Annotated in this window: 20 protein-coding genes; 10 read left to right on the top strand and 10 right to left on the bottom strand. The window is 49.8% G+C overall.

Annotated features, from left to right (window positions below):
- Positions 1–76 precede the first annotated feature (76 nt).
- The 3 genes from L1285_RS15040 to L1285_RS15030 form a co-directional block, all read right to left on the bottom strand.
- Positions 77–2,713, bottom strand: coding sequence for a TonB-dependent receptor domain-containing protein (locus L1285_RS15040; RefSeq protein ID WP_235413016.1), 2,637 nt, complete (start codon positions 2,711–2,713; stop codon positions 77–79).
- Positions 2,714–2,934: 221 nt separating this feature from the next.
- The gene (locus L1285_RS15035; RefSeq protein WP_235413015.1) at positions 2,935–4,803 is read right to left on the bottom strand and encodes a M6 family metalloprotease domain-containing protein; all 1,869 of its coding nucleotides are present in this window, start codon (positions 4,801–4,803) and stop codon (positions 2,935–2,937) included.
- Between the two features lie 138 nt (positions 4,804–4,941).
- Positions 4,942–6,015: a tetratricopeptide repeat protein gene (locus tag L1285_RS15030; RefSeq protein WP_235413014.1), complete on the bottom strand. Its 1,074-nt coding sequence runs from the start codon at positions 6,013–6,015 to the stop codon at positions 4,942–4,944.
- Between the two features lie 536 nt (positions 6,016–6,551).
- Here L1285_RS15030 and nudB point away from each other — a divergent pair.
- Positions 6,552–6,992: a dihydroneopterin triphosphate diphosphatase gene (gene nudB, locus L1285_RS15025; protein ID WP_235413013.1), complete on the top strand. Its 441-nt coding sequence runs from the start codon at positions 6,552–6,554 to the stop codon at positions 6,990–6,992.
- Here the strand turns inward: nudB and L1285_RS15020 are convergent.
- The gene (locus L1285_RS15020; protein ID WP_235413012.1) at positions 6,976–7,599 is read right to left on the bottom strand and encodes a class I SAM-dependent methyltransferase; all 624 of its coding nucleotides are present in this window, start codon (positions 7,597–7,599) and stop codon (positions 6,976–6,978) included. The two genes, nudB and L1285_RS15020, sit on opposite strands and share 17 nt — an antisense overlap.
- A gap of 309 nt (positions 7,600–7,908) precedes the next feature.
- On the opposite strand from L1285_RS15020, the gene L1285_RS15015 reads away from it, so the two are divergent.
- The 6 genes from L1285_RS15015 to L1285_RS14990 all read left to right on the top strand — a co-directional run bounded on the left by L1285_RS15015 (position 7,909) and on the right by L1285_RS14990 (position 15,106).
- The gene (locus L1285_RS15015) at positions 7,909–9,018 is read left to right on the top strand and encodes an alanine racemase (RefSeq protein WP_235413011.1); all 1,110 of its coding nucleotides are present in this window, start codon (positions 7,909–7,911) and stop codon (positions 9,016–9,018) included.
- Between the two features lie 58 nt (positions 9,019–9,076).
- Complete coding sequence (locus L1285_RS15010) at positions 9,077–10,036, top strand: slipin family protein (protein WP_125717775.1); 960 nt, start codon at positions 9,077–9,079, stop codon at positions 10,034–10,036.
- Entirely contained in the window at positions 10,033–10,494 is a 462-nt protein-coding gene (locus tag L1285_RS15005; protein WP_235413010.1) for an NfeD family protein, read from the top strand. The genes L1285_RS15010 and L1285_RS15005 overlap by 4 nt, the downstream gene beginning before the upstream one ends.
- Positions 10,495–10,864: 370 nt before the next feature.
- Positions 10,865–11,311 carry a GNAT family N-acetyltransferase gene (locus L1285_RS15000; protein ID WP_235413009.1) on the top strand — a complete coding sequence of 149 codons (447 nt, stop codon included), beginning with the start codon at positions 10,865–10,867 and terminating at the stop codon, positions 11,309–11,311.
- Positions 11,312–11,451: 140 nt separating this feature from the next.
- Complete coding sequence (locus tag L1285_RS14995; protein WP_235413008.1) at positions 11,452–13,866, top strand: ATP-binding protein; 2,415 nt, start codon at positions 11,452–11,454, stop codon at positions 13,864–13,866.
- Entirely contained in the window at positions 13,859–15,106 is a 1,248-nt protein-coding gene (locus L1285_RS14990; protein ID WP_235413007.1) for a sensor histidine kinase, read from the top strand. Before L1285_RS14995 ends, L1285_RS14990 begins: the two co-directional genes overlap by 8 nt.
- Here the strand turns inward: L1285_RS14990 and L1285_RS14985 are convergent.
- From L1285_RS14985 to L1285_RS14960, 6 genes are all read right to left on the bottom strand, one after another.
- Complete coding sequence (locus tag L1285_RS14985) at positions 15,088–15,354, bottom strand: response regulator (protein WP_328285040.1); 267 nt, start codon at positions 15,352–15,354, stop codon at positions 15,088–15,090. The genes L1285_RS14990 and L1285_RS14985 overlap by 19 nt on opposite strands.
- A gap of 152 nt (positions 15,355–15,506) precedes the next feature.
- Positions 15,507–15,692, bottom strand: a complete 186-nt coding sequence (locus L1285_RS14980; protein ID WP_235413006.1) for a histidine kinase dimerization/phospho-acceptor domain-containing protein — start codon at positions 15,690–15,692, stop codon at positions 15,507–15,509.
- Positions 15,693–15,742: 50 nt separating this feature from the next.
- Positions 15,743–17,017, bottom strand: coding sequence for a hemolysin family protein (locus L1285_RS14975; protein ID WP_268836103.1), 1,275 nt, complete (start codon positions 17,015–17,017; stop codon positions 15,743–15,745).
- A 101-nt stretch (positions 17,018–17,118) separates the two neighbouring features.
- A complete protein-coding gene (locus tag L1285_RS14970; RefSeq protein ID WP_235413004.1) occupies positions 17,119–17,856 on the bottom strand; it encodes an AraC family transcriptional regulator in 738 nt (245 codons plus the stop codon).
- A complete protein-coding gene (locus L1285_RS14965; protein ID WP_235413003.1) occupies positions 17,849–18,289 on the bottom strand; it encodes a carboxymuconolactone decarboxylase family protein in 441 nt (146 codons plus the stop codon). The genes L1285_RS14970 and L1285_RS14965 overlap by 8 nt, the downstream gene beginning before the upstream one ends.
- A 98-nt stretch (positions 18,290–18,387) precedes the next feature.
- Positions 18,388–19,461, bottom strand: coding sequence for an SGNH/GDSL hydrolase family protein (locus tag L1285_RS14960; protein WP_235413002.1), 1,074 nt, complete (start codon positions 19,459–19,461; stop codon positions 18,388–18,390).
- 246 nt (positions 19,462–19,707) lie between these two features.
- Here L1285_RS14960 and L1285_RS14955 point away from each other — a divergent pair, with 246 nt between their 5' ends.
- The 3 genes from L1285_RS14955 to L1285_RS14945 all read left to right on the top strand — a co-directional run bounded on the left by L1285_RS14955 (position 19,708) and on the right by L1285_RS14945 (position 22,469).
- Complete coding sequence (locus tag L1285_RS14955) at positions 19,708–20,307, top strand: hypothetical protein (RefSeq protein WP_235413001.1); 600 nt, start codon at positions 19,708–19,710, stop codon at positions 20,305–20,307.
- Between the two features lie 122 nt (positions 20,308–20,429).
- Positions 20,430–20,624 carry a hypothetical protein gene (locus L1285_RS14950; protein WP_046006057.1) on the top strand — a complete coding sequence of 65 codons (195 nt, stop codon included), beginning with the start codon at positions 20,430–20,432 and terminating at the stop codon, positions 20,622–20,624.
- Between the two features lie 246 nt (positions 20,625–20,870).
- Entirely contained in the window at positions 20,871–22,469 is a 1,599-nt protein-coding gene (locus L1285_RS14945; protein ID WP_235413000.1) for a formylglycine-generating enzyme family protein, read from the top strand.
- Positions 22,470–22,481 lie beyond the last annotated feature (12 nt).

Below are 22,481 nucleotides of genomic sequence, written 5' to 3'. Positions count from 1 at the left end.
GCCTGCTCTGAGATTGAGCAAACGTTTTTGCACAATCACAAACACAATGAGCGCGCCACATAAAGCCCGTCATATATCAGAAGCTCAGCTGTACTTTAATATAAGCGCGACGCCCACGGGGGTCGCCCGTTCTGGGGTCGTAGCTACCTGCAATACTGACATAAGGCGGATCTTCGTCGGTAGCATTGACTATGCCAGCGATAAGTCGGGTTTCTGAGTCCTCCTTCACCAGATCGCCCAAATTGATGCTGTATTGCAGGTCAATGGTATTGAACGAGCTGATAGATTCGCCGCTGACGTCGTTTTCATAGCTGGCAACATGGCGAAGATAAATGTTGGCACTGTGCTCGCCGTCTGACCAGTTCATGCCAATGCTGCCTCGTAGCCGCGGAGCCGGATTACCGACCGTGTTACGGTTAAATTTGCCCAGCCCGTCGCTGGTGTTGCCGGATGCATCCATAAGGTCGTAGCTCAGCAAATATGAGGCCTTAAGTTGTGGTCTGAAATCTCCCATATCAGTGCGATAGATGGTTGTTGCGCTAATATCCAGCCCGGACGTGTCAATGGCTTCGGCGTTGATGAATTTAGTATTCACAATGGAGATGGTACCGGCTGATGTGCGGATCACCCGGCTTGGGTCATTGGGGTTGGCGTTGACCACCGCCTGGTGGCTTTCACGGGTCAGTACATCTTCAAACGAAAAATCCCAGTAATCCAAGTCCACAGAAAGCTCATCCAAAGAGAAAGACAGGCCGAGATTCACCGCCTGTGAAGTCTCCGGGACCAGGTTAGGATCGCCAACGGTTCGGTTACCGCCAAACGTGGTTGAGCCATCTTCCGGATCTGTGATGTTCGCAAAGTTGGTCTGTACGCCCTGTAACTGATGAACTGACGGTGCCCGGAATGACGTGCTGTAAGTGCCCCGAAATGAAAACAGCTCGCTGGCCAGCCATAAAAACGACACCTTAGGATTGGTGGTATCACCACCAAACTCGCCATAATCCTCATAACGTAATGCCGCGCCTATTTCTAAATCGAGTGTCAGCGGCACCAGCACCTCAGCGAACACGGCTTTTACATCGCGCTCGCCGTAAAAATTCTGATTACCAATGAGAAAGGCAAAGCTGTCTTGCTGGGTAAAAGAGTCATAGACATTATTAATGGACTCATCGCGGTACTGAAACCCGAGCGCGTAGCCAACATCACCACCGCCCACTTCAAACAACGACTCACCGGTGATCACGGCCTCGTAAACCCGCATTTCCGATTCGGCATCCCCCAGATAGTCGCCGATGATAAAGTCCCTGAGCAGCTCATTATCCGGGTCTTGCGGATCAAAGGGATTAAAGTAATAGCACTCGCCTTGCCCGGCTTCGGCCACTGTGGTGCCACTGCACTTGATCCCCCCTAAACCATGCAATGCGGCCTGAAAGTTATCGGTAATAACGTCTCTTGGGTTCAGTATGGCGTCGTTCGCAGCCGCAACAAAAGAAAACTGCCAGTAAATGCCCTCGGTAATCTCACCATCGCCACCAAAGGCAAACCGCGAAGTCGTATGGTCGTAATAGTTGATTTCGGTAGGTTTCCCTACCCCGTAAGGCCGGCCACGAAAGAAGATGTCCTCGCCATAGGGGTTGTCCGGGTGACTTGCCAGCACGCTGGGGGCGTTCAGTACCGGAAAACTAGGTGACACTTCCCGGGTTATTTTGTTTCTGGCGTAGCCAAATTCAGCCCATAAGCGCGTGGTATCGCTCCAGTCCCAGGTTGCACGCGCGTAGGCTTGCAGCCGGTCTTCGTTCGGCACTGCTGTGATCTGCGGGCCAAAATCAAACAAGCAAAACGAATTGCCGTTGCTCCCTTCGGAGAAAATCCCGCCATTAGCAACACAGTTTGGATCTGCCACCGTTAAACCACTGGGGTTGTTTTCATCCGCACGTGAGGGAATGACAAAACTACCCGGGTTACCAAAGCTACTGGTGGCGGGCTGTAACCAGTCAACTTCGTCAAGCAACAAACTGGAACGCTCAAGAAAACTCACTGCAAACAGCATGTGTCCGGTATCACCCACATAACCACCATGGGCGAAGTCAATTTTGGTATCTTCCTGGGAGCCCTCACTCCAGCGGGTACGATATTCGTATTGCAGCTCGCTCCCCTCTAAGTCGTCCCGGGTAATAAAATTCACCACCCCGGCAACGGCATCTGAACCATAAATGGCGGAAGCACCGTCTTTTAATATTTCGACTCGCTTGATAGCTAAGGTGGGCACCAGAGATGCGGTATCAACAAAACTTGCCCCCTGATCGGTCACCACTGCCGACGTGACCTGCCGGATCCCATTCAGTAACACTAAGGTTGACGATACGCCCAGCCCCCGCAGGTTGACGTTCGAGGTGCCTGCGGTAAAGTTTTGCGACAAGTTATCTGAGTTGTTCTGCGATCCGGCATTAAAGGGCAAAACTTCAATCAAATCTCTGACATTGTTTGCGCCAATATCGGTCAAGTCACTGAGTTCTGTGCTGGAAATGGGCGAGGCACTCTCTGACTGAATAGAGCGCTTGATCCGCGACCCCGTTACTGTGATGGTTTCGATGGCACTTTGGTCGTTACTTTGTGCATTGTTGGGTGTTTCGGCAACGACTAACGCCGGACAGAGTAGCAGAGGTAGAGTCCGCAATAGCAAAGACTGGGCTCTGAGCGAGGAGTTGCACATGATTTCACCTTATTGTTGCTAACGGTAAATTTGCTCAAGTGCTATGTGTCCCTGGAGTGTCACTCCCACAGCATTTTAATATTGCTGTTTTAATCATAGTCGCAGATTTCAAAGTCATAGCAAAACTGGCGTGTTTTTTTGCTCATAGCGGGATTTGCTGTGCAAATGCGCGCGCAGACTATGCCTGCGCGCTCTCTCAAAGTCGCGACCTTTGTGTTTGATTATTTACTCACACGCAATATATAGCTACCAGCCCCGGAGTAGGAATACACCACAAAGCGATAATAGCCAGACCCGGCACTGTAGTTAATCGACTCAGTGGACGATGGCGATTCAGAAATCGCAACCTGCTGCCAGGCGCCGTTTAACCACTTTTCTATTTTCAGGTCAAAATCGGCACTGGCGGGCCCAGTCAGGGTCAGACCAATCGTACCGCCGCTGTACTGAAACCAGCTACCATTCGGCTCAATGGCACTTTGCCTGTCACTTAGTGTACCTGTATAGGTGTCTGGTTCGGGTTGTGTTGCAGAGTCTAGAGTAAAAGAAATGGTGTGTGCCGGATCGGAAATATCGCTGATCCTGAGCCTGGAGTCACTGCCATTCCACCACAGTGCATTAGTACCACGCGAGGTTTGTGCATTGGGCAAAGCCTGAGTGAACTCCCCCGCCACATCAAAGAGATCGCTACCGTCGCCGCGATTACGCTTATATTCCGGGTCGCGGTTACCATCACCGTGTTCCATCTGAATGTACGGATACCATTCATTCGAGTTAGTGCCGCGACTGTCGACATGCCAGATGGCTAAACCCTGATCAAGCTGCTCAGAGTTTTGACCCGACTTATGAATGGCTTCGATATAAAATGCTTCATTGCTGTTTGCCGGATTGGTCCATTTATAGGAGGTGCCGCTGTCCGAGGTATGACTTAAACGCCCCGAGGGCGCATTGGCATTAATTGCCGGGTTCAGCTCAGTCACTGTGTCCCAGCCAGCAATAGCTCTGAAGTGTGCAACGGGCGGTGTCGGCTTGTAACGATTGGTTGTACCTATGGCTCCGTAACCCATTACGCCAAAGCTAGCCACTGAGCCTTCGGAGCTACCGTCGTAATCATAAAGATCTGGCCAGTTTGTGATCAAATGGCCCGACTCGTGGACAAAAGTACCAATGGCCAGGCTGGCGCGCATATCGGTGATCTGATAGCGGTCGGTACATACGCCATCGGCGCAAAAACGCGGGCTGAGCCTTGCCATGTGTGGCCACAATCCCTTAGACCAGGCACTGTCTGAATTGCCGGCATAAAAGATATTCAGCCCCCGGATCTGTTTACTGTTGTTGGTGGTGAGCTGAGAAAAATCAAATCCTTGCTGGTATTCCAGCCATTGCAGCGCTTCGTTGATCAGCTCCTGAGAGCGAACCGTAGAGCTGAGGCTGGAGTCAGCATAATAGGCCTTGTTCTTTTTTGCCGTGTAATACTGGGTCACTGTGTTGGTATAGTCGAGCTTATTGTCCGATACCGAACGAAAATAGCCTCGTACCGACTGCGCATTACCAAACTCGTTGTAATTTAAGTCGTTCAAAAAGCGCTCTACCTGTGCTTTGGTAATGGTGCCTCGCTCATCGGGAAAATCGATAATAATCGTCAGGCCTTTTACCTGACCACTGATCTCTTCCTGGCTCCGGGTGTTAGGCATCGAGGTGTGTACCCCCCCCTGGTCGCCCAACATCTGTGCACGCATTTTCTCAACCTGCGCCGCTTTGGCCAAATCCGTCAGTCCGGTCTGAGGCTTGCCGACTGTGCTTGCCCGCAGCGTACCTTCGCTGCCAACCAGTTGTCCGGTAGACACCAATTCCCGACCATCTGCGCTTACCTGCGCGTATGCCATGCCTTCAAGCGTCTCATCGTAAATGACCAGACGACCATCCGCCGTTCTTTGCTCAGCGTAATAGTCGTTACCTTGCAAAAAGAGTGTGATTGTCTTGCCGTTGGGTTGGGTAAACTCGTAACGGGTGTTGTTATAAGGGATAGCGGCCTGGGCAAGCGTTGCAACGCTCAACGCCCCAATGGCCAACAAAGATTGTAGTGTTTGCATATTTAAGTTCCTTTACATATTGGTATGCCTTTTCCATATCAACAGAGATATGAAAACAGGAACTTAATTATTAACCCTACATTTACAACTTATCAAATTTAAATTTTTGTGATCATCTTATTTGCCGCAAGCCCGCTGCTACTTGTTGATGCCATTGTGCACCGCTTTGCTAAGGTCAGCTAGAGGCAACTGATTGCGGCTCTGAGCACACCAGCGCGGCAGTAAGATGCGGCCCCTGCCAGTTTGCGTCAGCTGTGCAGGTTTTGGGTGGCTTACTTTGGCCTTTGACCAGGCGGCTGTGATCGCCTCGTTGTTGAGCAACTGTACGTACAGATCCACAGATGGGGTCAGCTCCGAGCCAATCAAAGCCGCCATGGATGCAATTAATTTTGTTTGTACCTCGGGTTGCAAAGCCTTGGCTTCAACCACCGCGTCGAAGACAGCCAGTTGCCACTGATAAAAGTCATTAAACACGGTTTGCCCGCTGGCGTTAATCTGTGTTGCAACAGAAGACTTAAAACGCACAAAGCCACCCCAGTCACGCAAATGGATTTGTGTATTAAGCAGATTCAAGCCAGTACCGGCGGCATGACCGAATTGCTCTGTCTCTGAATGAAATAAAAACGCCCGGATGTACATCAGCTGAGCATTGCGATAGCTGTTATTGTCGAAGTACAGGTTGCCCAGATTGTTTTTGATGTTTGCGATTATTTCCCTGTCATCAGAGAGCATCATGGCTTCTTTGAGGATCCCGGTTGCCTTTTTATGCTTGCCAGTAAACCGATAGACCACCGCAAGATTGTTGGCTATCCGGGCATACTGCTTCTCATCAGCCACATACTTCAATGCACACTCATTCAATTGCTCAGCGTATTCGTAGTCCTGCATATGGCGGTGGTAAATCGCCACAGAGCCTATCACATGAACGTGTTCGCCCTGCAAGTACGCCTGCCATTTATCCTGATTGAGTTGCGCTACGATGTGCGTTACCACGTCATGATCATGTGCTCTGACGCCCGACTCAAGTCCGGCCAGGTACACTTGCAACAAACCTTTGCTGGGCTCTGCAGGCAATCGACCCTGAGCCTGATGAAACACCAACGCTGCCTGAGCCGGGTTTTTATCATTCAGCTCCTTTAACTGGTTTAATGTTTTGAATAGCTCCGCAGGAGTGAACGCGACGGTGGCAAAAAACAACAGGCTTGTGAGCATAAGTCGGTAACACCTAATTACAATGTGGTTAAGCATGGTACAGATACAATTAATATACCAGATAACTCGGCTCCCCAAACTGGCCATTATTGATACAAGCAGGTCAAAAAACCGCCCAAAACACATACAAAAAAAACACATTTGTTAATGAAATTACTCACACTCATTTTTGACCACTTGAGACATGGAAAAAGAAGCTGCTCATTTTATTGGCAAAAAATGAGCAAAAACTGAAAATATAAATATTTTTATATGAAATATCTCATTTTCTTGTTTACATTTGAAAAACACTGCGATAGCATGAAGTCGTTCCTTAGGGCATGGCTAATCACACGAGTCATTCCAAATGAACTCCCGAGAAGTAGAGCTTACCAACAAGGATGTTGGTTTATTGGGTATTTCCTGGCACAGTTTTGTTGCTATTGGAGGTTGGGCAGGACATTTCCTGCCTTTTTTTTGCCTTCTGCCTGGCCCAATTAACTTGCCAACCCGGCTTATTTTTGGGTAAATTTGGCAAAAACAGCACAGCGACTACCATGGCACTCAGACAACCGCATTCCGTACTCGTCGTTATCTACAATACCCATAACGAATTTTTGCTTTTGCAACGCGCCGATGATCCTGATTTTTGGCAATCTGTAACTGGGGGAATTGACCCCGGAGAATCCCCAATCCAGACAGCATACCGCGAATTATTTGAAGAAACCGGCATTAATGCACACACTCTGGGGCTGAGTATCACTGACCATCAAAAGTGTAATCAGTACACCATTAGAGAACAATGGCGGCACAGGTATGTAGCAGGTGCCAGCGTTAATACTGAGTATGTGTTCAGTGTTTGCGTACCAAAAGGATGTGAGGTGCGCCTTGCACCGGGGGAGCACCTGGCTTATCGCTGGCTTACTCAGCAACAAGCGGCCGAGCAGGCCTGGTCAAGCAGTAACCGCCAGGAGATTTTGTCTATTGAGCTGGCTTAAATAACAGTGTCTGCCAGGTGACGGATGCTCTGCCCTGGGCATCTTCTTCGGGTTCAGTTACCTCCAGGCAGGTTAAATCCGCTTTGTGCGCGATATCCAGTAGATAATCTACGGTACAATTGACCATGCCACGGACCTCTAACGCAGCTTCATCGCTACAGTGGCGCAGCTTCACTACCAACAGCGCATCCGGATTCATCAGGTTGCGCAAAGTGAGCATGGCTTGCTGGCCCGAGCTCGACTGCAAATAATTGAATACCGAGCTCACTAAAATCACATCAAAACCGTGATGCTCCTTTTGCACCTTGTAAAGGCAAGGCAGCTCGTCCTGATACCAGCTGATCGGCATATCGCGAGTATAGGCCTGCCCCAAACGATTTAACGAGCATACGGGCTCTACAGCAATCACTTGCGCCTGCTCTGCCTGCTCGGCAAAAAATCTGGCGTCTCTGCCTGCCCCGGCACCAATGTCCAAAAACTTTAAACCCGCTTGTTCCATCAAAGGGGTAACAAATTTTAGCCATGAAGCATGTAGCAGCTCAAAGCGGTAAGACTGGTAAAGTTTAGCCAGTTGTAATGCATTGTCTTCGTAATATTGCATAGGCATAGTTGCTACGCTCCAACCAATTTCATGTGTTCCTGTTACGCGACCATCATAGACAATAATCAAGGCACAATTATGACAGTTTGGTTAAACATGCCTGAGATTCAGTCACGATTAACACTTTGATTTAGCGATAAAAGCGTATACATTGGTTGCCATGCTGTGGAACCATAATGGATCCATTATGAACAATACGAACCGCATGCTCCTTTACAGGTAAATTAGGTTTCGAACATCTGAAAACATGCCGGGAACTGTTCCTAAATACATTCCAATGGTTGACGTCAGTGATCCATTACACAAGGAGTTTTTATGTCACTTAATGCTTTACACACCCCCTGCCTGCTGCTGGATAAAAAAAAGCTGCTGACTAATATTGGGCGGCTAAATACGCACCTGGCACAATTTGATGTCAGGTTACGGCCACACCTGAAAACCCTCAAATCGGTAAACGCAGCCAGATATATGCTGGAAGACACATCGGCCCCGTGCACTGTGTCTACCCTTGAGGAAGTCAAGCAGTTCGCTCAGGCCGGATTTACAGACATTACCTATGCGGTGGGGATCAGTGAGCACAAACTCCCGGAGGTCCTGGATATCCAGAATCAGGGGGTAAGGCTACATATTTTGCTCGACAGTTTCGAGCAAGCGCAGTTTGTCCATGCTTTTTGTCAGGATAATGACTGCAAGCTTAGCTGCCTGATTGAAATAGACTGTGACGGAAAACGTGCCGGTATTGCGCCAGAAGATCCGCAACTTATTGCTGTTGGCAAAATTTTGGCCTCCAATGGGCTATTCTCAGGATTGCTGACACATGCCGGTGGCTCGTATGACTGCAACAGCCTGGATGAGATCCGTGCTATGGCACAGCAAGAGCAAAATGCAGTCCGCGATGCGGCGAGCCGGTTAAGCGCACAACAGATCGACAGTGCCATTATCAGTGTTGGCTCGACCCCCACAGCCATGCTCGGAGATGGCTTTGAGCAGATCACCGAAGTGCGCGCTGGTGTCTACGCCAGTATGGATTTGGTGATGGCCGGTCTGGGCGTATGCCGCTCACAAGACATTGCACTGAGCGTGCTGACCCGGGTGATTGGCCATAACCGTGAAAAAAACTGGCTGATCCTCGATGCCGGCTGGATGGCGCTGTCTCGCGATACCGGCATTGCCTCACTTCAATATGGTTATGGTCTGGTATGTGATGAAGCCGGCCACGTTATACCCGAGCTGTGCGTAAACAGCGTTAATCAGGAGCACGGCATTGTGGCCCTGCCCGAGGGCCTGGACCTCAGTCATTTTTCCATTGGCACCTTACTACGCATATTGCCTAACCACGCCTGTGCCACCGCCGCGCAACATGCGGGATATCAGGTGATCTTCGATGATGAAATGGACTACTGGCCACGTTTTGGCGGCTGGTAATGGTCCACACTCAGCATTGTTGCTATAGTACAGACACGGAAATAAAGAAGGAATAAACATGGACCCTATCACGCTCATTCTCGATTACCTCCTCACCGTTGAGGCCTTTTTACTGATTTTTATCATCTTTGTGCTCAAAGGCAGTATTAAATTTGTGCCGCAAAACCGCGCCTGGATCATAGAAAGGTTTGGTAAATACCAGTCAACCAAAGAAGCCGGTTTAAACTTTATTGTGCCTTTTATCGATCAGGTCTCTGCCGATCGCAGCCTTAAAGAGCAAGCCGTCGATGTGCCTTCACAGTCGGCCATCACTCGCGACAACATCTCCTTGATTGTAGACGGCGTGCTGTACTTTCGAGTGCTGGACCCCTACAAGGCTACTTATGGCGTTGACGATTACATCTTCGCCGTCACGCAGCTGGCGCAAACCACCATGCGTAGTGAGCTGGGCAAAATGGAGCTGGATAAAACCTTTGAAGAGCGGGATATGCTCAACACCAATATTGTCTCTGCCATCAATGCCGCATCCGACCCCTGGGGCATTCAGGTGCTCAGATATGAGATCAAAGACATAGTGCCACCCAACTCAGTAATGGAAGCCATGGAAGCGCAAATGAAAGCTGAACGGGTTAAGCGTGCGCAGATCTTGGAATCGGAAGGCGACAGACAGGCCGCCATCAACGTGGCTGAGGGTAAAAAGCAAGCCCAGGTATTGGCCGCAGAAGCTGAAAAAGCCGAGCAGATCCTCAAAGCAGAAGGTGAAGCCAAAGCCATTATCGCTGTTGCGGAAGCGCAAGCGGATGCGCTGAGAAAAGTCGGTGAAGCCGCCAACACCGAAGAAGGCCAAAAAGCCATTCAGCTCGACCTGGCAAGTAAAGCCATTGGTGCCAAAGAAGCCATTGCCCGTGAATCTTCCGTGGTCTTGTTGCCTGAAAGCGGCACCGATCCCAGCTCTTTGGTGGCACAGGGCATGTCGATCATCAACAGCCTGAATAAAAAGCAGAAGGAGCAGCCGTGAGCCTGTTTGTTGAACACCTGAGCCAGATCCTGATTGTACTCGGGCTGCTGGCTTTAATCATAGAAGTCGCCGTACTGGGCTTTGCCACCTTTGTGCTGTTTTTCCTCGGCCTGTCGCTGATCTTGAGTGGTTTGATGATGTCGGTGGGCTTACTGGACGCCACCCTGATGAATGCACTGTGGGTCAATGCCGTTTTAACGGCCGCTCTGGCAGCTGTACTGTGGCAACCACTCAAGCGTATGCAGGCTAAAACGCAGAGCACAGAAGTGAACAGCGACTTTGCCGACATCACCTTTGTACTCAGCGATGACCTTAATGAGCAAAGCCAGCTCACCCATGCCTACTCAGGAGTAACCTGGCAGTTAAAAAGCGAAACGCCTATTGCAAAAGGCACCACAGTCAAAGTAGTCAAGAAAAGCGTTGGAGTGCTGTGGGTGGCAGCGCTGGGAGAGGAATAATAGAGGTATTGTTTTGTAGTGGCCAAATTAGGTTGGTCACTACAACCGGAAGCCCCGACTTTAGGGGGGATTGAGACAATTCTTGAAAAGCCTATACAGCTGACTACAGCATGTACCGGTAACCCTTGTAGTGATCAAATAAAATTGGCCACAGTTTTAGAGGTTTCCCAATATCGTGGTTCTGACTCTTTCGGTGCCAGGTCCCTATTATATTGGTGAGGTTTAGCGCCATACCAAATCTGGCCATCTAAATAGAGGTGTTAAAATACACCTCAGAGTCAGCCCATTAACGAAATCTCACTGAGCACCACTTACCAAACAAACCATCATTGCACCGATAAACTCCACTACTCAAAAACTAAGGAATAACATGCACGTAAGGCCCGCAGAACAAAAGGATTTAGATACCCTCAGCCAGATTTGTATGGCGTCATTTAATAGTGCCATCGCTAATACCTTACCATCGGCAGGTCGGGATACCTTTAAGGCAATTGCCGCCCCTGCTGCGATTGCGGCGCGGCTGGCGGAGGATAATCAGATATTGGTGGCTGAAATTGCCGGCCAGCTTGTTGGTATGCTTGAGCTTAAGGCGGGTCGCCATATTGCCATGTTATTTGTCATCCCTTCTCAGCAACATCAGGGCGTTGGCAAAGCGCTTGTTAATGCCGCATTTGAACTGGCCACGGAGCAAAGCGTTACGGTTTCGGCCTCGCTGCCATCCGTGAGGGCTTATCAAAAGTATGGTTTTGAGCTGGCCGGAGAAGTTGCCGAGTCTGGCGGCCTGATTTATCAGCCCATGGAAGCCACACTGCCCTAGCCGCTTCTATAAACCTACAAATATAAACCTCCAAATGCCTGCATTGTGGGCGCCACTGCCCTGATAAATGCGCCAATCAGTGGTCATTTTTATTGATCATTCACTACACTGTAAGTTCAGTACGTGAAGTGAGATGCACTATGTTCGACGATGACGCGCTCCTGTTTGGCTCTGATGAAGAGCCCGATGAGTCACCCACTCTGCCCCCCTGGAAAATTCTGTTGGTTGATGATGAAGAAGACATCCACCAAATTTCAAGGCTGGTACTGGAACAAATGGAGCTGGATGGTCGCGGCGTGACCTTTTTGAATGCCTACAGTGGCACTCAGGCACAGCAGGTATTGGCTGAACATGACGACATTGCACTGATTTTGCTTGATGTAGTCATGGAAACAGCCGAAGCCGGACTGGACTTTGCTAAATACGTGCGTGAGCAAGCGCAAAATCATAAGGTACGGATCATATTACGCACCGGCCAGCCTGGTATGGCGCCAGAATCTGACATTACCCGGGAGTACGATGTTAACGACTACAAAACCAAAACGGAGCTGACCAGCAGTAAGCTAAAAGCGTCGGTGCTGGTTGCACTGCGCACTTATCAGCATCTGGATAAAACCCAGCAAGTCCAGTCCGGACTGGACAAAATCATCACCTGTACCAATGCCCTTTTGAGCGATTCTGAGCTGGTTGAATTTGAGCTCAGGGTGTTTCAGAGTCTGACCGAAACGCTGCCATTAAGTCAGCAGTTTGAACCCGCCCCTATGAGCGTTTTTATCGTCTCATTTGAGCGCGACAGCGAGCGCTTTGAGCAAATCCTGCCACAAAAAGCGGTTAGTTTAGATATCCCGGCCCCCATCCAGACACAATTTATTGCCCAGTATAACGCGCACGAGCGTGCCCACGCAGAGCGCAGCGTGGTGCTGGATAACTACGCCATGCTGTTTCTGGGCGATAAAAGCGATGGCACCCCGGTTTTTGCAGTTGCCTGTTACGCTAACCTAATAGAAGAACAAGAGGCGCAACTGCTGTTAAACCTGGCCCATAACTTAGGCATTGCCTGGCGCAATACGCAGCTGCAGGAGCGGCTCAGTAATAACAACATTGCACTCGAAAGCCAGGTGGCAGAGCGCACCTCGGAGCTACAGGCCGCCAGAGAGCGGGCCGAGCAAGCCAACCTGGCTAAAAGCATGTTTTTATCGAATATGAGCCACGAAATACGCACACCACTGAATGCGGTACTTGGCTTTGCCCAGCTGCTGGAGCGCGACAGCGGTTTGAACTCAGGCCACAAAGCGACCATGAACAAAATTATCCGAGCCGGAAATCACCTGCTGGATATCATTAACGACGTGCTGGATATTTCAAAAATTGAGGCCGGTTCAAGTAAATTGAACCCGGTCGACTTTGAGCTCAATGGGCTGCTTGAAGACCTGGGCAGTATGTTCAAACTCAAGTGCGAGCAAAAGCAGCTTACCTGGCAATTAAACAGCATGCTCAAAGCACCAACCGGGGTGCATGGCGATCAGGGTAAACTGCGTCAGGTGCTGATCAATTTACTTGGCAATGCCGTGAAGTTTACAGACAAGGGCACCATTACGCTGAGCTATACACAGCCCGACCCCGGCTTACACCGTTTTGAGGTGCAAGACACCGGGCCCGGAATTTTACCGGAAGATCTCGAAAATCTGTTTAACAGCTTTACCCAGGGCAGCGCCGGGGTCGAAAAAGGCGGCACCGGGCTGGGTTTGTGTATTTCATCCAAGCAAGTTGAAATGATGGGCGGCAAGCTGGATGTGCAGTCGGAGCCTGGCAAAGGCAGCACTTTTTGTTTTACTTTGCCACTGCCCGCAGCCGAGGTTGAGGCAAGCAGCAATCAGCGCCAGACATTACAACAGCTGAAAGTACGCAGCGACAAGCAACTGCGCGCGCTATGCGTTGACGATGTTGCCTATAACCGGGAAATTCTGGGCCAGACGCTGGCCGCATGTGGTATTGAGGTAGACTACGCAGAGGACGGCAAACAGGCCATTGAAATGGTCCAACAAAACAGCTTTGACATTGTGTTTTTGGATTTACTCATGCCCGTTATGCGCGGCGATGAGGCGGTTGTGATCATTCGTAAAGAGCTAGGCCTGTCGGAGCTAAAGTGTGTGGCCATTTCGGCATTCAGCCTGCACCACGAGGTACAACATTACCTGAGCATTGGCTTTGACCAGTTTATTGGTAAGCCCTACACCATAGCGCAGATCTTTGACTCCCTGCTGTCGTTTTTCCCCGACCATTTTGAGCATACCGAGCTGGAAGGCGCCGAAGTATCAGGCGATGAGGCCGCTACTGAACTCATATTGGCCGACTATTTCCTGCCCGCTGAGCAAAAAGCACAATTAATACGCTTTGCTCAGGTGAACAACAGCTCACGCATTAAGCAAACCCTGAAAGAAATTGACGCTCAGCAGCCAAATAACAGGCAGCTTACCCAATACTTGGCTAAATTTATAAGTAGGTTTGACATGACAGGCTTTATTGCAGCGCTCGAAGAGGTGCAAGATGGATGACGATCCGGTTTCACTGAACAATTGCAGAATTTTAATTGTTGATGACAAGGCTGAAAACCTTGAACTGCTGACCAACTTTTTAGAACCAGAAGGCTACGAAGTGGCCTTTGCCACATCGGGCAAAGAAGCGATAAACATTGCCACCATTTTTCTGCCGCACCTGATCTTACTCGATGTAATGATGCCCGGCATAGACGGCTTTGAAACCTGCCGACGGCTCAAATCCCTGGGTAAGGTTAAAGAGGTCCCGGTGATTTTTGTAACCGGCAAAAGCGAATTAAGCGATATTGTAGAAGCCTTTAGCGTGGGCGCGGTCGATTACGTCACAAAACCCATCCGCCAGGAAGAATTACTGGCTCGGGTATCTACCCACCTGCAACTGCAAGCCTTAATTAATTTGCGCGACGAGCTGATATCCACGCTCAGAGACAAAACGCTGGAGCTGGAAAAACTCTCTAAGCTCAAAGAGCAGCAACTGGAAACCTCACAACACTTTAGCCACATAGGCGAGCTGGTTGGTGAGCTGACTCATGAACTGGGCACCCCCTTGAGTGTGGTGCGCACCGCAGTGTCACACCTGAACGAAAAGCAGCAAGAACTTGCCCAGCAGGTGCAAAAGCAAACACTGGCAAAACAGGATCTGCAAACCTTCATTGATAACACCGCCCAAAGTTGTGAGATTGTGCTCTCCAGTATGGATAATGTGATGCACCTGATAGACAGCTTTAAGAACATCGTGGTCGGCGAGTTCAGTGGCACCATCTCAGAGTGTAACTTGCACGACTATTTGCACAATATCCAGTATGTTTTAACCCCTAAATTAAAACGTACCCCACACACCGTTTCCATTCACTGCCCACAAGTCTTGCATTTAGTATCGGATACCGGCGCTTTATCTCAGGTGTTGATTAACCTGATCAATAACGCGCTGATCCACGCGTTTGAAGAACAAACAGCAGGCACCATAGATATTCAGGTAGATCATCAGGATGATAAAATCACACTGAACATTAAAGACAATGGCAAAGGCATTTCGTGCGAGCAAACCAGTAAAGTGTTCGATAAGTACTACACAACCCGCGTTGGCGCAGGCGGCAGTGGCCTTGGCCTGTACATAGTGAAAAAACTGGTAGAGAGCCGTTTAAATGGCAGTATCGCCTTGTCCAGCCAACCCGGTGAAGGCACAGTATTTACGATTGTTTTACCAAAAGAGCTAAGTAATCAGGCAAACAATAGGTAAAAAGCGGCAGCGCTATCTACCCTGCTAGTTGTGCGTTCCCCCTGCATCGCATTGGCTGTCAGCGCGATAATAGGCAAATTGCGACAAGCCTCCAGCTCGGGGCTGCTGCGGATATGCCGGGTTGCCTCGTAACCATCCATCACAGGCATCTGACAATCCATCAGGACCAAATCGGGCAAGGCATGCTCCGGCATTGCCTTAAGCATGTCTACGGCTTGTTTTCCCGACTCGGCCAGTTGTACCTCCACTTCCTAGGCTGCCAGCATTTTACTGGCAACCACCTGATTAATCGGGTTATCTTCTGCCAGTAATGTGATCTGCTTTTGAACTAACGTGATAGCAAACGACTTGGCCACCGAATCCACCAGCTCGTAGAGGTCAACCGAGTCCTGGCTTATTTTCAGTTTGCCCGACTCAATTTTAGAAAATCCAGAATGTCGTTGATCACCCCCAATAATAAATGGGCGCTGGCATCCGCCAATTTGGCGTATTGCTTCTGTTGTGCTACCTGGTCGTGACTAAGCAATAAATTCAGACACCCAATCACGCCATTGATGGGTGTGCGGATGCCAATCGCGGATGCCAATCGCGGATGCTAATCGCGATTGGCATCCGCAATTAGCATCCGCGCACAATTTAACTGCGGCTCACTTCAATTTGCTTGATGGCCAGGCCCTGTATCTCCGTCACCTTAAAGGTAAAGCCCTCAATTTCTATCGTTTCGCCCTGATGCGGAAAGTGTCGGCAGTGATGGATCAAATATCCCGCCAGTGTCTCTATTGAATCAACGGGCATAAACTCATGCTCGACCACCGACAACTGAAAGTCTTTCATCGACATATCGCCCTGAACCAGCCAGCGCGAGGCATCTTTTTGCCGAAACTGAGCCTCTATCGCTTCACTGTCTTTGAGCGCAATAAAGTTTAAGATGCTGGACAAAGTCACCATGCCCACGACAGTGGCAAACTCGTTGATCACCACCGCTGTATTGCAAGGATGTGCTTTTAGCGCGTTTAGTGCATCCGACAAGCTCAGCGTATCGAGCAGAATAACCGGCCGTAAAAAAGCCTCCTGCTGTGCATCAAGCAGGGGTCGGCCAGCAATCAGATTGCTTAACAGCTGCTTAGCCTCCACGGCCGCGATCACCTGATCCAGGCTAGCATCACAGAGTAAATACTGTTGAAAACTGCGGCTTTGAATTTGTTTTGCCAGCGCTTTTTCATCATCATGGATATTCAGCCACTCAACGGCATCGCGATTGATCATCGCCTGGGTAATGCTGGTCTGATCTAAATCCAGCACATTGCCGATAATATTGTGCTCATGTGCCCCCAGCTCGCCCTGCTCCGCACTTTGGTCAACCACCGCAAACAAGTCGTCCCGGGTGATCAGTTCATCGCGCTGATTGGGTAATTTAAATGCACGGATAATCACATCTGCCATCAGGTTAAATAACCAGATCACGGGTTTAAACAACCAGACACTTGCCAGCATCAGGCTGATAAAGTGCATTGCGATTGATTCGGGGATCACCATAGCAACCCGCTTGGGCAGCAAATCGGCAAACAACACAAACATTGCGGTGATCAGTAAAAACGACAGCACGGTAGAAACTTGCAGCAAAACCGCATGGTACTGGCTTACATCGGCAACAAACAGCCCGGTAACCACTTGTGATGCCTGATAGAGGTAGGGCGTGAATACCGACTCGCCAATCATACCAGCAACAATGGCCAGCGCGTTCAGCACGACCTGAACGGCGGCAAAAAACTGGTGTGCGTTGGCCTGCAAATACATCACTTTTTTGGCACGGAGATCGCCAAGGTCCAGCCTGCTTTGCAACTTAACTTTACGTGCCGCAGCCAGTGAGATTTCGCACAAAGCAAACACAGCGCTCATAACAATGAGCAAAAAAACCCATATAAGGTCCAATTACACACCTGACGGTAAAATAGAATTCGAGCGCGATATATACGCCCAATCCGTGTTGCTGGCAACAGAAAAATCGCTATTCAGGCAAATAATTGGCGGACATATTTACCCGGCGTGATCCGCAGGATCTGTTTAAACTCCCGGGTGAGGTGCGCCTGATCGGAAAACCCGCAGGCCAGCGCCAATTGTGCGAGGTTTGCCAAAGGGTTGTCCCTGAGTTGCTGCTGTGCGTTGCGGATCCGATATATGCGAGCCAGATATTTGGGGGTCAGCTCTGACTGCGCTTTGACCTGGCGCTCTAACTGGCGCATACACAGTGGAACAGTGCGATAAGCATCTTCAAGGGGGTTCAACTGCATCAGTTTATTGATCAGCTGATACGTGTGTTGCAACTCGTAACTAGGATCGGGCGCTAAGGCAGCAAAATCCTCTAGCCACTGCTCAAACGTACTGATTTTGGGCGCTTGCCTGAGCTGCTCTGCCAGTTCAGACAAACCAGAAGACGACAGTAAGGGGGAGACTGACTCGCGTAGCGCTTTAAACCTTGCCGGGAACAGTCGGATCCCGGCAAACTCAGCGCCGGCACTATAACTTAGCTCTACGGATTGTTTTGCAGGGGCCTGAATATGAAAAGGCGCGGCTATCTTTTGTCCATCCAGTGTCAGCTCGCCTTTGAGCACAAACATGATCCCCTGGGCACCATCGCAGGGCAACCAGCGAGTACCCGCACGCGCTGCACGTGCAAACCACACGGCCTGCACGTATCGTCCTATGTGGCCATCCGGTTGATGGCGCTGTAAAGTTAATTCATTAAGCATCTGGTTCTGGTTTAAACATTTTAACAACGCGGTTCCAGGCATTGATAGCATTGATGGCTACCGTTAAGGTCACCAGGGCATCATCACTGAATACGCCAGACAATTCTTTGTACAAAGTATCCTCAATCGGCTGGGCGTTTGTCAATTGCTCGCACAAAGCCAGCGCTAACCGCTCCTTAGTGGTAAAGCCTGACATATCGCGCCAGGCGTTGAGTGCAATGATCCGCTTGGGGCATTCGCCCAGCTCCATCGCCTGGCGACTGTGCATGGCAATACAATAGCCACACTGGTTTAACTGAGACGCTCTGAGCTTAACCAACTCCCAGAGTTTAATATCCAGATTACGGGTAACTTCTTCATTCAGTAACTGCTCCTGAGTGAATAGGTGTTGCATTAGCTTTGGGGCGCATTGTAAATAATTGGCTCTTTTCATGGTCATTTCCTGTTATCTAGTGAATGACCATCAGACTACCCGTAACCGCCCCCTCAGAATTGAAGAAAAACGACTTTTGCGCCCCAACAGCTCACCAATTAAAGCAGGTTATGCTGTTTAATAAATGCCACCAGCTCGCTGGCTATATGCTGATGCTCCCGCGCAGTTGGGTGCCAAATGCAGCCTTCCAGCGGCGATACAAAGGTGTTGGCATACACCTCATCTATGCCCTCGCTGGCAAGCTGGCGCAACGCCGTATCGGTGGCAGGAATAATAAAATCATAGGGGTACGCCGGGCGAGGCATGACCACAATGGCCACATCGGGGTAGCGACTGCGCAATGAACGAACAAACTCAACCATGGCCTCTTCCCAGGCCAGCTTTACTTCTTCTATGCTTTGCCAGGGTTCGTGAGGTTGCGGATCTGTACTAAAATCATTGGTGCCAAACTCAAGTACAATAAGCTGAGGAAAGCGCTCCTGATAAGCCAAATTATCCCCGTATAGCGCCGAAAGCTGGTCAACATAATCCACTAAGGTATGGTGCGCCTGGTTGCCATTCCAGTTACGGATCAAGCCCAGCCCGGAATACGACACCTGTGTAAATGTGCTGTTCAAGTGTTGTGCCGCCATATACGGAAACGCCAGCCTGGCATTGCTGGAATCGACAATTTCCTGCCAGTCACATTGACGCTTGGTCGACTCACTGCCAAATCCCGCGCTAATTGAGTCGCCAATAAACAGAATATGGGGCTGCGTTTCCCACACCCCTTCCAACCGGCCATCAACCTCCACATGCAGCAGCTTGCTGCGTGACTGATAATGCTCCCAGCGCTTTACCACTTCGATAAGCACACGGCCCGGCTCCGCCTGTTCGAATAACACAAAACGCTCGGCCTCGCCCGTCGACGCGGTCACAATCTTGCGATGTAACTGACCATCGACCAGCACATCAAATTGGTCGCCATAACCTTGCAGGTTGATAGCAATAGACTTTCCCACCAGCTGAGTATGAATGGCCGTTCCGGGCCAGTTAAACTCCACGCTGCCTTGTTGATAGTTTTTATGTACCCGACCCTCATAGACCAGCGCATGGTGCGTGGCAGGTAAAACCGTGGCAAAACCACTGAGGCTGATAGTCAGCCCCAGCAAGATAAGTATTAAGCGGCACATAACCAGTTCCTTTTTTGTTAAAAAAGTAAACCTAGTGTTTAATCGATAACTCTACAAGCCAGCCAAATTGAAATTTTCTAAACCAGTCCGGCTACCAACATGGCCAGCCCAGATGATTTTTCACACAAACTGATACACCGCTGTGTTTATTCTCCAACAAAATAATGAGATGTAACCAAATCCCCGTCTTTTAATCTGAGTTAAAACACAATATAGTGATTAAAAATTAACAAAAAGATTAATAAAATGATTAAACTTATCCCGGCTCGCTGTGTCATGACCGCCTTCTTAGCCGCACTCGCTGGCTGCAGTCAGACTGCGCCTTCAGCACCGCCCGCGCAGGTCAATGCAACATCAAGTTGCCCGATAACAGTTGTTGAACACCCGGACCTGGAAGTGCTTCCTGTCCAGAGCCTGCCCGAAGACGTGGTTGCTGCCAGTGGCCAGGGTGGACTTTGTAATGCCCGCAACTATAAGGTCACCCGTGACTTTACTATCTGGCGCGCCTGGAACAGCACCTACGAAGGCTCTAAGTTCGGCAAATGGTGGTCACTGGAAAAACCAACAGGCCTGGTTGCACAGTATCGGACGGAGCTCAATATTTGCCCCAAATATTCACCACTGGATATGCTGGTACGTTGCACACTCAAAGCCGGTAGCCAGGTCGTGATAGGTCCAGGTCAGAGCGCTCAATGTAGCGACTACTTTACCTACCCACAGTCCGATACCAACCAGCTTTATCTCGCAAATGCCGGGCAGGTAACAATGAACTGCACCACCTTTTATGGCGAGTTTTCCTGGCGTGAAGCCTCTTCCCAGGCAAGCACAACGGACAAACAGAAATAGCGTCAACCTGCTTAATCTTAGTGGATTGACTGATACGACTCTGACTTTTACCGCATGTTCGGCAAGTCGGAGGAAATAAAATGAAGCCCGGCTGGGCTTTTCTCACTACAAAGGAAATGAACATGAAACTCACATTAAACAAGAAGAAAATCAAGTCGCTGTCGCAAGGTAACACGTTGGCACCACAACAAACCCCTCAGGTCGGCGGCGGCGCGCTAACCGGGCTGCCTAACTGTCCAAAAACCAATTTCTGCAACTCAATTAACGCTTGCTGGACATTTAAAGACAATCGCCCGGATTGCGTTATCTGGGGCTAACTACAGCACTATAAAGCCGTAACGTTTGACGAAGATGTGAGTATCTCAAAAACACTTTTTTGCTCACAGACAACCGTCATAGCAAGTGATGGTGGAGGTTTTATTTTACCTCCACCTCACTTAATCAATTGATTTTAATGTTTATATAATCTATCCACCTTCTCACATCCACACTATCAGAAGTACAATAAGACTTCACTCCTCGCCAGCTGATAGTGTCGCGACATACTTTGAGAGGAGATGATTATGAATTTACCAGTTAGTTTAATATTACTCAGTACGACAGTGGCTCAGTTGCCAGGCACACCTATAGAGCCAGCGCTGGTTGCCATTCAAGATGAGGCACAACAAATAGACTTACAAATGGGCAAATATGAGGTCACGGTTGCTGAATTTTCTCGCTTTGTGGCAGTCACTCAGTATCAGGTGCCCAAAAAGTGCATGCTGTTTACATCAACTCGCTGGCCAGACCCTGATTCTCCGGGTAACTGGGACGACCCGGAATTAGTTGCAAACTCCTATCGCCCTGTCGTTTGTATCGGCATGTCAGGTGCACTCGCTTATGCTCAGTGGCTGGCAGAGCAAACGGGCAAACCCTACCGCCTGCCAACACGAAAAGAGTGGCAATTTGCAGCATCAGCCGGGACAAAAAACCGCCTCCCGTTTGGCGAGGACAGACAACAAACGCAGATCTGTAAATACGAAAATACCGAGGACCTGGCCAACCTGGCAGGAATGCAAATTGACCATCAGCACCGCTACAAGTCCAGTGCACGATGCAACGACGGCGCCGTGTACCATACTGTTATTGGGATGTACCGCCCCAACGCATTTGGCCTGCACGATATGCTGGGTAATGTAAAAGAGCTTCTGCAAAGTTGTCATAGCTGGGATCAGGAAAAACCCCAACAATGTGCACAGTATCATGTAGCCGGTGAAGGTTGGCACTGGCAGACTCGCGGGGTATTCAACCCAGATACCATAGCGGCAGATTTTTATGGCAGTATTGAAGGGTTTCGTCTGGTGTTGGATCAACCAGCCAGGAAAAAGGAAACACCATTTGATGGGCAGTTTGCCCAAGCAGTCGCTGATGCACAGCAACTTGCCAGACAAGCGCAGCAACGACTTCAGCAGATCCCGCCAGCACCTACAGGCGTGCGCGCTTCGCGAGATAAAAACAACCGTGTCACTATCAGCTGGCAAGAAATTGAAGAGCAATCCGTTCAATATGCAGTATACCGCAGCTACTTAGATCCGCAGGGAGCGCTGAGCCGAAAGTTTCAGCGCATTGGCGACGACCTGAAAAGCGGCCAGTTTGTTGATCAGCTCCCAGGCGGTGGCCTGGCAAGTTACACTGTCGCGGCCTTAACTTCAGCAGGCCAGGGGCCTTTCAGTCAGCCAATAGCAACCGGGGTGCACCCAACATTTAAGGTAGGACAACGCATTGAAGCTGAACATTATTTTGCTCAGGATAACACCTATCTTCTTGCTCCAACGCAGTCGCGCGGGCAAAGCCTGGCATTTAGCGAAAATCCGCATCATTACCCCACAGGCGATAAGCCGTTACTGGTGCCGTGGAGTAGCTATCGTTTTACCAACAGCGAGCCACAAAGCGCCGAATTACAGGTAAAACTGAGGGCGGATGACGCAGCCCGTATAGAGTTCTGGCAAGGGCACCATTTGGTTGCCCGAATAGAGAACACACCGTCTAACGCAATGCATTTAGTTAAAGTACCTGCAACCCTGATTGCCTCCGACGCCCCATTGGAAATACGTGCGCTTGGCCAGCATTGGTTTGCGATAGACTGGCTACAATTCGTTCCACCATCAGCGCCTGCGCGATGACACTCATGCGCT

The sequence above is a fragment of the Pseudoalteromonas sp. DL2-H2.2 genome (assembly GCF_021532535.1).
Classification (GTDB): Bacteria; Pseudomonadota; Gammaproteobacteria; order Enterobacterales; family Alteromonadaceae; genus Pseudoalteromonas; species Pseudoalteromonas rubra_A.
The sequence above is the reverse complement of the archived record's forward strand: the minus strand, read 5'-3'. Positions and strand labels throughout refer to the sequence as shown.

Excerpts from the sequence above, each read along its gene's own strand:
- L1285_RS14970 (WP_235413004.1), bottom strand. The coding sequence starts at position 17,856 with ATGCTTAATGAATTAACTTTACAGCGCCATCAACCGGATGGCCACATA.
- L1285_RS14955 (WP_235413001.1), top strand. The coding sequence starts at position 19,708 with ATGATTAAACTTATCCCGGCTCGCTGTGTCATGACCGCCTTCTTAGCC.
- L1285_RS15040 (WP_235413016.1), bottom strand. The coding sequence starts at position 2,713 with ATGTGCAACTCCTCGCTCAGAGCCCAGTCTTTGCTATTGCGGACTCTA.
- L1285_RS14965 (WP_235413003.1), bottom strand. The coding sequence starts at position 18,289 with ATGAAAAGAGCCAATTATTTACAATGCGCCCCAAAGCTAATGCAACAC.
- L1285_RS15035 (WP_235413015.1), bottom strand. The coding sequence starts at position 4,803 with ATGCAAACACTACAATCTTTGTTGGCCATTGGGGCGTTGAGCGTTGCA.
- L1285_RS15020 (WP_235413012.1), bottom strand. The coding sequence starts at position 7,599 with ATGCCTATGCAATATTACGAAGACAATGCATTACAACTGGCTAAACTT.
- L1285_RS15000 (WP_235413009.1), top strand. The coding sequence starts at position 10,865 with ATGCACGTAAGGCCCGCAGAACAAAAGGATTTAGATACCCTCAGCCAG.
- L1285_RS15010 (WP_125717775.1), top strand. The coding sequence starts at position 9,077 with ATGGACCCTATCACGCTCATTCTCGATTACCTCCTCACCGTTGAGGCC.
- L1285_RS14995 (WP_235413008.1), top strand. The coding sequence starts at position 11,452 with ATGTTCGACGATGACGCGCTCCTGTTTGGCTCTGATGAAGAGCCCGAT.
- L1285_RS14960 (WP_235413002.1), bottom strand. The coding sequence starts at position 19,461 with ATGTGCCGCTTAATACTTATCTTGCTGGGGCTGACTATCAGCCTCAGT.
- L1285_RS15015 (WP_235413011.1), top strand. The coding sequence starts at position 7,909 with ATGTCACTTAATGCTTTACACACCCCCTGCCTGCTGCTGGATAAAAAA.
- L1285_RS15030 (WP_235413014.1), bottom strand. The coding sequence starts at position 6,015 with ATGCTCACAAGCCTGTTGTTTTTTGCCACCGTCGCGTTCACTCCTGCG.
- nudB (WP_235413013.1), top strand. The coding sequence starts at position 6,552 with ATGGCACTCAGACAACCGCATTCCGTACTCGTCGTTATCTACAATACC.
- L1285_RS14950 (WP_046006057.1), top strand. The coding sequence starts at position 20,430 with ATGAAACTCACATTAAACAAGAAGAAAATCAAGTCGCTGTCGCAAGGT.
- L1285_RS14945 (WP_235413000.1), top strand. The coding sequence starts at position 20,871 with ATGAATTTACCAGTTAGTTTAATATTACTCAGTACGACAGTGGCTCAG.
- L1285_RS14990 (WP_235413007.1), top strand. The coding sequence starts at position 13,859 with ATGGATGACGATCCGGTTTCACTGAACAATTGCAGAATTTTAATTGTT.